Origin of the sequence: Psychrobacter sp. Ps6, assembly GCF_022129235.1 — a bacterium.
Classification (GTDB): domain Bacteria; phylum Pseudomonadota; class Gammaproteobacteria; order Pseudomonadales; family Moraxellaceae; genus Psychrobacter.
Genome location: NZ_JADQAI010000006.1, coordinates 162,427 through 175,410 on the forward strand (window position 1 = coordinate 162,427; position 12,984 = coordinate 175,410).

Consider the following 12,984-nt stretch of genomic DNA (forward strand, 5'->3'; position numbering starts at 1 on the left):
TGGCACATCAGGGATAATACGGGTAACTTGCATATTACACCTCCTGTGTGGTGGTCGGCGCTGCGTTAATTTGCGCTGTATCGTTGTTGTTCATCATATCGTTAGCTATGCTACCCATCATCGTCACTGGTGCGTCTACTTTACGTACCGACGCTGGCATGGATGGGTGAATGATACTCACCTGCCCGACTGGGTAACCGATACAGCCTTCTGCCAAATAGCCGACCAGCTGTACTGGCAAGGTGATTTGTTGCTTGTCAATCTCTATCGCCAAGTAATCACCAGCAGCTATATTCCAGTCTTTGGCATCGTCTATACCGATACGCCATGCAGCAACAGGTAGTTGCTCTGCGACGATTGGGCTACGTGATGCCATCATTGAGCTGGCATAGATATTATGAATCGGTACCAGTTTCGCTTGGCCGTGCTGCAAGTCAGTTGTATTCGAAGACATCGCTTCTGGCGCCACATATTGACGAGTGGCTAGGCGCTCTAGCTGATCGAACAAGCGCACACCTGGATCACCATTTTTCAGATGACCACCGACTTTGTCTTGGTATTTGTTCCACGCTTGCGGTGAGTTCCAACCTGCCACATTGGCAAAAGGAATCATCGAGCTTGGTGTTTCTTTACCGCTATAACCTTCCATTGAGAAGGTCAGACCAGTGTCCAAATCTTTTGGCTGCATTGGCTCGTGCACTGAGATTGGCGCACGCATAGCAGTACGACCTGAATAACGACGCGGTTGACGCGCGATTTTCAGACCCGTTATACGGTAGTCAGCATCAGGCGCGGCACCTTTAATGCCTGCAAGCTTAGGATGGGTAGCAATCAATGCATTGATAACATCATCTAATTGCGTCCAGTCGACATCACGACCTTCAATGCTGCTATGCACAGCATGTATCCAGCGCCAACCTTCTTTAATGCTGCTCATCGGATGGTAGTATTCGTTATCGTAAACTTGGAAGAAGCGCTGCGCACGGCCCTCAGCTGATATCAATGTACCATCCGCTTCTGCAAAGCTTGCCGCTGGCAATACGATATCTACGTCTTTATGCCAATCAAGGAGCTGATGATCTAATGCAATAACCGTTTTATCAGTCAGTAGCTGCGTCAATTTATTGGCATCAATCGCATCTGTTAGCTGGTTTTCTGCAACCACAACCACATCGTAATCAGTGGCTAGCAGCTCTTCAACTGACTGACCGCCAAGCATACAAACGCCCATGCTATTGGCATCAGGAACCGTTAGATAGATACCTGCCTGTGCCTGATACTGTGCGTTCACTTCTTTTAACTCAAGGTTTTCAGCAGGTGCGCGTTCGACATCATCCTGCGCTTCTGTATTTACACCTGTTTCAGTTTTGTTTGGCTTGGCAGATAAATCTTGGTCTTCTTCAGGCTGGTCATTAGCCGCTTTCGCTTGTGCTGCCTGTACTTTGGCATTATGTGCCTCAACCTGCTGTTGCTCGGTCGCTTTTATTGCCGCGCGTTTTTGGGTCAATGCTTGGGTAATCTGTGCCGCTGCTTCTATCAATGCGGTAGAAGACAAGCTACTACCCGAGACAACTAACGGCTTATCAGCTTGAATCAAGTCATAAGCGATTTGCTGCGCCAACGCTTGCATACCGTCAGTTTCAGCACTTGCATCAGCTGTTTGTGGATCTGCTATGTCTGCTAAATCATCAGCGAAATTAGCGATTTCATCAGCAACCTTGAAGCCAAGTTTAGTGATATCTTCAGGGGTCGCCACTACGCTCACTTTACTGATATCTTCTAACTTAGTTTGCGTTACATCGATGACATAGACTGGGCTTAGCGCATCTTGAGCGATACGCTTAACTGGTTCAGCAAGCCACGGTTGCGTTTGCAGCGCCGCCGCCATTTTCAAGCCTTCATTTTTTGCGGCTTGACGTACTGACAGGGCGACACGTGATGAAGTTTGCGTGATATCTTCACCTAATACGAGCACTGCATCATACGTTTCGATATCAGTCATGCTAGGGTTATAAATGCCTTCCGTGCTAAGCACTTCGATACATTTATTGACCAGTGCTTGCTGCTGATGATTCAGACCTGTTGAGAAGTTATCAAAGCCGACCAGATTTTTTAGCGCAAAGTTAGTCTCTAGACTGGCGCGCGGTGAACCAATACCGATGACTTTTTTATCTTTGATACGCTTAATGGTTTCATCTAATGCGTAGTCAATATTGATTTTGACATGCTTATCATTGATACGTTCAAGCGCTTGCGTTGGACGATCATCACGATTGACATAGCCATAACCAAAGCGACCACGGTCACATAAGAAATAGCGGTTTACTTCACCGTTATAGCGGTTTTCGATACGGCGCAATTCACCATAACGCTCGCCCGGTGAGATATTACAGCCAGCCGAGCAACCATGACAGACGCTTGGCGCATACTGCATATCCCATTTACGGTTGTAGCGCTCAGAGTGGGTTTTATCAGTAAACACACCCGTTGGACATACTTCGGTTAAATTTCCTGAAAATTCGCTTTCAAACTGACCATCTTTGTCACGGCCAAAGTAAACACGATTATTTGAGCCATAAACGCCCAAATCCTCTCCGCCCGCGTAGTCTTTATAAAAACGCACACAGCGATAGCAAGCGATACAACGGTTCATCTCATGTGCGATAAATGGACCAAGTTCTTGGTTGTGGTGCGTGCGTTTGGTAAAGCGATAGCGACGACGGCTATGACCTGACATGTAAGTCATATCCTGCAAATGACAATGTCCACCCTCTTCACAAGTTGGACAGTCATGTGGATGGTTGGTCATGAGTAGCTCAACCATCGACTTGCGGAATGCTTTGGCTTCATCGTCAGTGACCGAGATGTACATATCATCGCCAGGAGCGACCATACAAGACATCACAAGGCGACCGCGACCTGCTTCCATATCGTCTTTATTCTGGAATTGCTTAACCGCGCACTGACGGCACGAGCCTACTGAGCCAAGGGCTGGATGATAACAAAAATACGGCACATCAATGCCGAGTGATAAGCAGGCTTGTAGTAAGTTGTCGCTGCTATCTACTTCGACAGTGGTTCCATCAATATGTATGACTGCCATGCCGCTCTCCTTATTTCACTACTGGCTGTTGGTTGGCTGCCGCATCAATAACATCGACACCAACCGCCTGCGCGATTTTTTGATCAAACTCTGGACGGAAATATTTAATCGCACTCATTAGTGGTTCCATCGCACCTGGAGCATGCGCACAGAATGTTTTACCAATCCATAAGTCACGCGTCAGGCCTTCTAGTTTTTCTACATCGCCAACTTGCCCTTCACCATCATTGATGGCGGTAAGCAGTTTAACGCCCCATGGCAGACCATCACGGCATGGTGTACACCAACCACATGACTCGCGCTGAAAGAAAATCTCAAGGTTGCGCAGTAATGGCACCATGTCTTGTGACTCATCAACGACCATGATAAGCCCTGTACCCATACGGCTACCCGCGTTTTGAATGGTGTCAAAATCTACCACCACATCCAAATGATCAGCGGTTAAAAAGTCAGTCGATGCGCCGCCCGGCAGCCAAGCTTTGAGCTTTTTACCATCTTTCATACCGCCAGCCAAATCTTCAATGATTTCGCGTGCCGTATAACCAAACGGTAATTCCCACAGGCCTGGATCGTTGACCAAGCCTGAGCAGCCAAATAGTTTGGTGCCTGGTGTTTTACTGGTGCCTTTAATATCAGATAACGACTGATACCATTCGACGCCATGATTCAAAATCGCTGGCATATTACACAGGGTTTCAACGTTATTGACAACGGTTGGACGACCCCATGCACCAGAGATTTGTGGAAACGGCGGCTTGGTACGTGGGTTAGCACGGCGGCCTTCTAGACAGTTAATCAATGCGGTTTCTTCACCGCAGATATAACGTCCAGCACCCGTATGCACATGCAAATTAAAGCTAAAGTCTGAGCCTAAAATATTGGCGCCCATGAGATTATTTGTTAGGCACTCTTCGATAGCAGCGACCAAACGCTGGGCTGCCAAGATATACTCACCACGGATAAAGATATAACCGTCGGTTGCACCGATAGCATGGGCAGTAATGAGCATACCTTCGATAAGCTGAAACGGTAGACGCTCCATGAGCAAACGGTCTTTAAATGTGCCCGGTTCCATTTCATCCGCATTACAGATGAGATAACGCGGCAAACCATCCGGCGGCGACATAAATGACCACTTTAGACCCGCGTTAAAACCTGCACCACCGCGACCTCGAACATTGGCCGCTTTAATCATATTACCAACGTCTTTAGGCGACTTAGATAGCGCTTCTTTTAGACCGGTAAACCCTTTTAGAGATTCGTAAGTAGCCAAATCAAGCACGGCATCATGATGCGCCAAACGCCATGTCAATGGTTTGGTTTCGCTAGTCGCTGTGTCTTTATCGCCATAGATCGGAACACGCTGTGCATTCAGCTGGCTTGGCGCTTGGCCTTGACCGCGACGAGCAATTTGCTCTGAAATCGTTAAACTCATGCGTATAGCTCCAATAATTGCGCGACCTCAGATGGCTGGACAGGGCCGTAAGTGTCTTCATCAATCAGTACCGCTGGTCCTTTATCACAGTTGCCCAAGCAGCAAATTGGTAGTAGGGTGAAACGACCGTCAGCAGTTGTCTGACCGTACTCAATACCCAGCTGCGATCTGATCTCAGCTGATAGCGCCTCATAACCGGTCAAATAACAAGCCACTGAGTCACAGATGAGAATCACATGGCGACCGACAGGCTGGCGATAAATACGGTTAAAGAAAGTCGCAACCCCATCCATATCTGACATTGGGATATCTAGGATGTTGGCAATAGCATTCGCTTGCGCATCATCAACCCAGCCGTTGCGCTTTTGCACGATTTTTAGCGCATCTAGCGAAGCGGCACGTGCCTGCGGGTAATGGTGCATAAACTCATGAATGGCAGCAATTTCATCACTGGTGAGAATGCTTTCCACATCTACTTTTGGCATTTTATCGGAAACAATTTTCATAATCTTCTGTCTTTCCTCACTCATCCTGCTCCATCACTAGACAATATCAGTCTCATTAAAACTGGGTTATATCGATAAGCGACCGCATTTTGGTGTGCCATCAGGCAATAATATATTGATGAACAAATACTTTTGAAGCAGCGGTTTTAATCTTAAAGATCAAGATCTTAACGATCACAATCCGCCATCACAATATCGATCGATGCCAAATACATAATGGCATCAGAAACCAGCGAGCCATTGATGACCGATGGCATCTGCTGCAAATGCGCAAATGTCGGCGTACGAATACGGGTACGATAGCTCATCGTAGCCTTGTCTGAGGTGATGTAATAACTGTTCAGACCTTTAGTCGCCTCGACAATCGTCGTACATTCGCCCGCTGGCATCACAGGACCCCAAGATACTGAGATAAAGTGATTAATCAATGTCTCAATATCATTTAGCGTACGGTCTTTTGGCGGTGGTACGGCCAGCGGATGATCCGCTTTATAAGGGCCTTGCGGCATATTGTCCATACATTGACGAATGATACGCAATGACTGACGCATCTCTTCGACTTTGACCATACAGCGGTCATAAGCGTCGCCGTTATAGCCGACAGGTATTTCAAAGTCGTAATTCTCATAGCCCATGTACGGACGTGCTTTACGCAGATCGAAATCCACACCTGTCGCGCGCAGACCAGCGCCGGTCACACCCCAAGCCAATGCTTGCTTGGCATTATACTGAGCAACACCTTGAGTACGACCTTTTAACACACTGTTTTGCAATGCTGCTTTGACATATTCGTCCAAGCGTTTCGGCATCCAATCTAAGAACTCACGAACCAGACGCTGCCAACCACGTGGCAAGTCAGCCGCAGTACCGCCGATACGGAACCAAGCCGGATGCATACGATAGCCCGTCACCGCCTCGATAACGTCATAGGCTTTTTGGCGATCGGTAAACATATAGAATACAGGCGTCATACCACCCGCATCCTGAATAAACGTACCAACGTATAGCAAATTGTTGGTGATTCGGAAAAACTCACTCATCATTACGCGAATGGTTTCAGCGCGCGGTGGCACGGTAATCCCGGCAAGCTTTTCAACCGACATGATATATGGCAGCTCATTCATCACACCGCCAAGATAATCGATACGGTCGGTATAAGGGATAAATGAGTGCCACGTTTGACGCTCAGCCATCTTTTCTGCACCACGATGGTGATAGCCAATATCAGGGATACAATCGACGACTTCTTCACCGTCCAGCTGTAGTACCAAACGGAACGCACCGTGAGCCGAGGGATGATTAGGACCGATGTTCAAGAACATAAAGTCTTCATCACGACCTGAGCGCTTCATGCCCCACTCTTCTGGGACAAAACGTAGGTTTTCTTGCTCGTATTGTTGCTTGGCGGTATTCAGGAAGTATGGGGTAAATTCAGTCGCACGCGCATGATATTCTTTACGCAGTGGATGACCTTCCCAGTATTTTGGCAATAAAATACGGGTCAAATGCGGATGACCTGTAAAGACAATACCGAACATGTCCCACACTTCGCGCTCGTACCAGTTGGCATTTGGCCAAATATTCGTCGCACTTGGAACATTGAGGTCATCTTCGCTCAGCGCGACCTTGACACGTATATCACTATTGCGCTCAAGCGACATCAGATGATAAAACACCGTAAAGTCACTGTCAGGCAAACCCGCACGATGCTGACGCAGACGCTCGTCTATCGCTGATAAGTCAAATAGCATAACGTATGGCTGAGGCAGTTTGCGCAAAAATAAGAGAACGTCTAATAAATCAGCACGCGCCACCCAAACCGTTGGAATCTCATCCACAGTGTGCTGCACGACAAATTTACCAGCGTACTTCTGCTCAAGCTCTGTGATGACTGCTGGGATAGGCTTAATATTAGGATCTGTGTTTTCGACTACCGTGACCATGAATGACGTATTCCTTCATTAATCATAACTAAACTATGTCAACCATAACTGAGCTATGTTAATCATAACCGAACTATGATAAGCGCATAAAATATTGAAGTTATTGCTGTGAATCTAAATGCTATCTAAACTTAGATGCTGTCTAAACCTAGATGCTGTCTAAACCTAGATGCTGTCTGGGCTACGTAAGTTTTTGACAGCGATACGATCTGCTTGCTTACGGTCACGCTCAGGCGTCATTTGCGGCTGATAGATACCCTGCTCATTGACATGGATACCTAACGGGCGACGCTCTTTGGTGATAGATTCTTGCAATAACATCAAGCCTTGAATCAACGCTTCTGGACGCGGGGGGCAGCCTGGTACATACACATCGACAGGGATAATTTTATCCACGCCTTGTACAACAGAGTAGATATCATACATACCGCCTGAGTTGGCACAGGCACCCATAGAGATGACCCATTTTGGCTCAAGCATTTGCTCATAAAGACGCTGAATAACAGGGGCCATCTTAACAAAGCAAGTGCCGGCAACGATCATCACGTCTGCCTGACGAGGCGAGGCACGAATAACCTCTGCCCCAAAGCGTGACAAATCATGAACAGCGGTTAAGGTAGTGGCATATTCGACATAACAGCAAGACGTACCAAAGTTAAATGGCCAGAGTGAGTGCTTACGCCCCCAGTTTGCTGTCGAATGAACGAGGTCTTCGAGACGACCCATAAAGACGTTTTTATTCACTTCATCTTCGATAGGGTCACTGACCGTTTGGCGGGTCTGTGCAGGATAGGTATCTGCATCAGGGTTGGCTTTTGTTAATGTGTATTTCATAACATACAACCTTCATATTAGGCTTGGCGTGGCAATCATCTTGCTCGCGCTGTCGCCATAATTTTATTAATAATAAGTGGCTAATCATCAGCGATCATCGATATAAACAGGCTGGTGTCTTTATATCTTGCTGCCTGTCTTTACATATACTATGGTCTACAACCATCAACTGGCATTAACGCGCAGCTTTATCTTTTTGACTAGACATCGCAAAATCCACAGACGTTACATTACCTGTGGTATTGATATGATCGATGTTTTGTAGATGACGGCGATTGGTCTCAATATTGTTTGAGACATTGATTTGACCGGATGATTGCGCGGGTACTTTACCAGTAGGATCGACCATCAGCTCGTGAGCACCATCAAACTTAGTAATATCTGCTAAGTTAAAGCCAGCAGGCGCGGCATATAGACGTGCCTTTTTGCGTAGCTTGTCAGCAGGTGCCCAATTCATCGCGCCTAAGCTCAGCTCATAAATCAAACCAATAATCAAAATAGTGATAAAGGTAGCAGCAGCAGCAAAACCAAGCCAGCCAGCCTCTCGTACTGACACAGAATACGCGTAGAGATACAGCGCCTCTAAATCGAAAATCACAAAGAAAATCGCGACCAAATAGAATTTAGCAGACAAACGAATACGGGCGTTGCCAGATCCGACAACACCCGCTTCAAATATCTCTTCTTTTTGTAAGCCTTGAGAGCGACCGCCAAGTAAACGCGGTACCACCAGCATAAAGACAACTAGCCCAATGGCGGCTAAGATAAAAGCAACTGCTGACCAATTAAAAGCAGACATGATAATACGTGCTCCTCACCCAATCGAGTGTTAGACACAGCGTAGGCACTGACCCATTAAGGTCGCCTCACGACAGGTATAACGCAGACAAAAACACAAAGCAGTTGTCATTCACTGACACTGTGTTTAAGTAACTGTCATTGAGTCACATGTTAGGTATTTTGCTGGTAATAACCAATTATCAAGCTTATTAACGACGATGTCAGACCTGACCAACTGTAGAGATTCCGGTATGCGCGCGGATAAAGGCTGGTCGCCCAACGCATCTTCTAACAACGTAAGATCAACGTATTAAATCAATATCATATCTGACTGCGTACTTAATTGATTTAATAGCTCATTACACGTGGTTAACAATGACGTGACAACTGGCATAAATTATTTACGTACTATACGCATATCAGTGCCTAAAAGCTAGTTTTTAACTGTATTCGACGGTCATTTTCTATGAAACAAAATGTGTTTTTTTTACCAAAAATTATGATATAGACGTTACCTTATATTAACCCCAAATCCATGCTTTGTTCGATACGCAAACGCTGTCAAGCTATTTACCAAAAATCAAGTGCGCTCATACCCTATTTTCATCATCCAACTCCTCCCCCAAAGTGACCGTTTTTGCTTTATAATGACCCACCTAATTTTACGATAGGTCATCATCAAACCTTAAATTCTATTATCCTTATAACAAACATTATTAAGATATCACTACGATATTAATTTTGGTGATACACACCGCATTCATCTACTTGTGCTATATCAGCGCTACCCTCTTTTTGCTTTTGTCTTACAGGTCACGTTATGAGTCAACTCAATCCCAAACAACAAGAAGCCATGCTCTACGTATCCGGTCCACTACTTGTGCTCGCAGGTGCTGGCTCCGGTAAGACCTCGGTGATCACGCGTAAAATTGCGTATCTGATTCAAGAGTGCGACATGCCAGCTGAGCGCATCACTGCCGTGACCTTTACCAATAAGGCGGCACGTGAAATGAAAGCCCGTGTCAGCAAACTACTACCAAGCGAAAAAACGCGCGGTTTGACTGTATCAACCTTTCACCAATTTGGTCTCCAGTTTTTGCGCTATGAGCTGATGCATACTCCGCTAAAAGGTAACTTTTCTATCATGGACAGCGATGATAGTAAGCGCCTTTTGATGGAGCTGATGATGCGCGACAACCTAAGTGGCGCTGAAAGTCGTGAGCTGGTTGGTAAAGCGATCAAGATGATCTCTGATTGGAAAAACGATTTGATTGAGCCTGACAAGGCGATGGAGACGTTAGACGATCCAGAAGACATGATTTTTGCAACCTTATACGCCCTTTATGAGCGTAACTTGCGTGCGTATAATGCGGTCGATTTTGATGATTTAATTGTACTGCCAACCAAAATCTTGCGTGAAAATAGAGAACTGCGAGACAAATGGCAGAACCGTATTCGTTATCTATTGGTCGATGAGTATCAAGATACCAATACGGCCCAGTATGAGATGATTAAGCATTTGGTTGGGCCGCAAGGTCGTTTTACCGTGGTGGGTGATGATGACCAGTCTATCTATGCGTGGCGCGGGGCGAAGCCTGAAAACATGGCACTGCTAAAAGAAGATTTCCCAAAACTAAAAATCGTCATGCTGGAACAAAATTATCGTTCTACCACCCGTATTTTGACCTCTGCCAATGCTGTTATTTTGAACAACGAGCATTTATTTGAAAAGAAGCTATGGTCAGATAAAGGCCAAGGCGAAAAAATTCGGATCATCAATTGCCGTAATGACGACGATGAATCTGAGCGCGTCGCCAAAGAGATCGTCACTCATAAGCTGCGTTTTGGTAATGAGTGGGAGCAGTATGCAGTACTCTACCGCAGTAACTTTCAGGCACGTATGCTAGAGGCACAATTGCGCCAGCTACAAGTGCCTTATAAGTTATCGGGCGGTCAGTCGTTCTTTGCCCGTAGTGAAATCAAAGACATCATGGGCTATCTACGCCTGATATTAAATCCCGAAGATGACAGCGCGTTTTTGCGTATTATTAATACCCCCAAACGCGGTATGGGACCTGCCACGCTAGAGAAGCTTGGCTTGTTTGCACAAGAACACAGCATATCGCTATTGGCTTCTTGTACTCATGCCGGCTTGGCTCATGTGTTGCCATCCAAGGCTTACGGCACGATAAAAGAGTTTGGCGAATTCATCGAGCACTATACACGCGAGCTGGACCAACACTCAGATCCTGTGCCGATCGTACGCCAGATGATTGATGAGACGGGCTATATTGACTTTGTCCGTAGCGATGCCAAAACCCCACAGCAAGAAAAAAACCGTATTGATAATATTGATATGCTGTATACCAGTATTCAATCTCTCATTAATCGCGCTGAAGAAGACGAAGATCGTACGATTGATACCATCATTCGTAAGCTGGTCTTGCTCGATATGCTCGAGCAGCAGCAAGAAGAAGAGAACACCAACAAAGTCAATCTAATGACCTTGCATGCCGCAAAAGGCTTGGAGTTTGATTTTGTTTATATCATGGGACTTGAGGAAGAGATGCTACCGCATCGCAACTCTATCATGAGTGACACAGTGGAAGAAGAGCGTCGTCTGATGTACGTAGGCATTACCCGCGCGCGTCGTGAACTGACTTTGACGCTTGCGACCCAGCGCCGTGCTGGTGGCCAGATGCGTGTCACCTCAGAGTCCAGATTCTTGGATGAGTTGCCAGAAGATCATATCGACTGGCCCGCCAAGGCCAAAAAGAAAAAAGCCACCAAAGATCCAGAAGCGGTCGCTGATGAGTATTTGGCCAATATTCGCGCTTTATTGGGTAAACGCTAACATCAATATTGGCAGTGCTGATGCCAAAAAGAACTGACTCGGCAAACGCTAACCCGACGTTTTGCCATTTGCTATTATTGACACTTTATAAAAGATATTGGAATACTTATGCCTACCTCGATGCCCGATCAGGAACGACCATCAGTGCTACCAGGAGATTATAATCCGGCTGAATACAGTGCCGAATATAAACTGCTGTATTTGCAGGATTTGGTTGCTGATAAAGCATATGAGGCGATTACAGAATTTTTAGAAAAGCAGTCTGAGTATGAGATTGCAAGCCTACTAGAATCTTTCCCGACTCAAAACCGCCTACTCATCTGGGAGCAAGTACCAGAGGGCATTAAAGGTGAGGTACTTGCTGAGCTCGAGTACGATACCCGCCAGCCATTATTAGAGAATATTTCTTCTCAAGAAATCTCGCTATTTACACAAGATCTTGATGCCCAAGACATCTCTGAGATTTTGGATACCGTTACTGAGAGCGTGCGTACCTCAGTCATGGCAACGCTCGATGAAGAAACGCGCGTCCAAGTCAATAAACTTGATACGTATGATGACTGGGAAGTTGGGAGCTACATGGATCCTGATATTATCCAAATACGGGATGATATCTATCTGGCGGATGTACAGGATTGGCTGCGCGAAAACGAGGATCTACTCGATGACGAAAGCCAAGAGCTGCTCGTGGTCGATCAAAGCCAGCAATTACTTGGGCTATTGAGTCTGGTAGATCTGATTAAACATGACCAAAAAACGTTAGTGTCAGAACTGATTGATACCGCTATCACGATTAATGATCGCCTAGATATCCAAGATGCCGCGGCGATTTTTCGTTCAGAAGATATCCGCTTTGCCCCTGTGACAAACAGCTATGGCGAGCTGGTTGGACAGCTAAATGGCGAAGACATCATGGAGATTATCCAAGATGATGTCGACAGCACTATGAAAAATCTTGCTGGTGTTAGCCAAGATGAAGAGCTGTTCGCGCCTATTTTGACCAGTGCTAAAAGCCGTAGTGTCTGGTTGGGCATTAACCTCTGCACCGCGCTTTTAGCAGCAGCAGTGATTGGACAGTTCGAGGAAGTGTTGGCAGAAGTGGTGGCGCTGGCGATATTGATGCCGGTGGTCGCTAGTATGGGCGGTATTGCAGGCTCGCAAACCTTGACAGTCGTTATCCGCGGTATGGCAATGGGTCAAATCGGTGGTTCTAACCGAGTCTGGCTCCTTAACAAAGAGCTATGGGTTGGCGCGATAAACGGTATCATTTGGGCGATAATCATGGCATTTATTGCCCAATTATGGTTTCATGACATCGAAATTAGTGCTGTCATTGGCTTTGCCATCGCGATCAACATGACGGCGGCGAATGTCTCGGGAATTAGTATACCGCTGATGCTAAAACGTATGAATATCGATCCTGCACTATCCGCCTCAGTGATTCTAACCACTGTTACAGATATTGTCGGTTTTATGTCATTTTTAGGCTTGGCGAGTGTGTTAATACTCTAGTGAATTGTTAAATAATA

Annotated in this window: 8 protein-coding genes; 2 read left to right on the forward strand and 6 right to left on the reverse strand. The window is 46.2% G+C overall.

Translation table 11 applies throughout. From position 1 onward, the window contains the following. Positions 1–34: 34 nt before the first annotated feature. From nuoG to ndhC, 6 genes are all read right to left on the reverse strand, one after another. Entirely contained in the window at positions 35–3,103 is a 3,069-nt protein-coding gene (gene nuoG / locus I3255_RS08985) for an NADH-quinone oxidoreductase subunit NuoG (protein WP_238038534.1), read from the reverse strand. 10 nt (positions 3,104–3,113) lie between these two features. Then, entirely contained in the window at positions 3,114–4,538 is a 1,425-nt protein-coding gene (gene nuoF / locus I3255_RS08990; RefSeq protein ID WP_238038535.1) for an NADH-quinone oxidoreductase subunit NuoF, read from the reverse strand. Continuing rightward, the gene (gene nuoE, locus I3255_RS08995; protein ID WP_057758927.1) at positions 4,535–5,044 is read right to left on the reverse strand and encodes an NADH-quinone oxidoreductase subunit NuoE; all 510 of its coding nucleotides are present in this window, start codon (positions 5,042–5,044) and stop codon (positions 4,535–4,537) included. Before nuoE ends, nuoF begins: the two co-directional genes overlap by 4 nt. Positions 5,045–5,211: 167 nt before the next feature. After that, on the reverse strand, positions 5,212–6,987 hold the full coding sequence (nuoC, locus tag I3255_RS09000; RefSeq protein ID WP_238038536.1) for an NADH-quinone oxidoreductase subunit C/D: 1,776 nt from the start codon (positions 6,985–6,987) through the stop codon (positions 5,212–5,214). 165 nt (positions 6,988–7,152) lie between these two features. Beyond that, positions 7,153–7,821: an NADH-quinone oxidoreductase subunit B gene (locus I3255_RS09005; protein ID WP_238038537.1), complete on the reverse strand. Its 669-nt coding sequence runs from the start codon at positions 7,819–7,821 to the stop codon at positions 7,153–7,155. A 175-nt stretch (positions 7,822–7,996) separates the two neighbouring features. After that, positions 7,997–8,620 carry an NADH-quinone oxidoreductase subunit A gene (gene ndhC, locus I3255_RS09010; protein ID WP_238038538.1) on the reverse strand — a complete coding sequence of 208 codons (624 nt, stop codon included), beginning with the start codon at positions 8,618–8,620 and terminating at the stop codon, positions 7,997–7,999. 801 nt (positions 8,621–9,421) lie between these two features. On the opposite strand from ndhC, the gene I3255_RS09015 reads away from it, so the two are divergent. Both I3255_RS09015 and mgtE read left to right on the forward strand, forming a co-directional pair. Next, the gene (locus I3255_RS09015) at positions 9,422–11,455 is read left to right on the forward strand and encodes a UvrD-helicase domain-containing protein (RefSeq protein ID WP_238038539.1); all 2,034 of its coding nucleotides are present in this window, start codon (positions 9,422–9,424) and stop codon (positions 11,453–11,455) included. Between the two features lie 120 nt (positions 11,456–11,575). Beyond that, positions 11,576–12,967, forward strand: coding sequence for a magnesium transporter (gene mgtE / locus I3255_RS09020; RefSeq protein WP_238038564.1), 1,392 nt, complete (start codon positions 11,576–11,578; stop codon positions 12,965–12,967). Positions 12,968–12,984 lie beyond the last annotated feature (17 nt).

What these genes read in the sequence shown, in the direction of transcription:
- nuoG (WP_238038534.1), bottom strand. Translation starts at nt 3,103, where the DNA reads ATGGCAGTCATACATATTGATGGAACCACTGTCGAAGTAGATAGCAGC.
- nuoF (WP_238038535.1), bottom strand. Translation starts at nt 4,538, where the DNA reads ATGAGTTTAACGATTTCAGAGCAAATTGCTCGTCGCGGTCAAGGCCAA.
- nuoE (WP_057758927.1), bottom strand. Translation starts at nt 5,044, where the DNA reads ATGAAAATTGTTTCCGATAAAATGCCAAAAGTAGATGTGGAAAGCATT.
- nuoC (WP_238038536.1), bottom strand. Translation starts at nt 6,987, where the DNA reads ATGGTCACGGTAGTCGAAAACACAGATCCTAATATTAAGCCTATCCCA.
- I3255_RS09005 (WP_238038537.1), bottom strand. Translation starts at nt 7,821, where the DNA reads ATGAAATACACATTAACAAAAGCCAACCCTGATGCAGATACCTATCCT.
- ndhC (WP_238038538.1), bottom strand. Translation starts at nt 8,620, where the DNA reads ATGTCTGCTTTTAATTGGTCAGCAGTTGCTTTTATCTTAGCCGCCATT.
- I3255_RS09015 (WP_238038539.1), top strand. Translation starts at nt 9,422, where the DNA reads ATGAGTCAACTCAATCCCAAACAACAAGAAGCCATGCTCTACGTATCC.
- mgtE (WP_238038564.1), top strand. Translation starts at nt 11,576, where the DNA reads ATGCCCGATCAGGAACGACCATCAGTGCTACCAGGAGATTATAATCCG.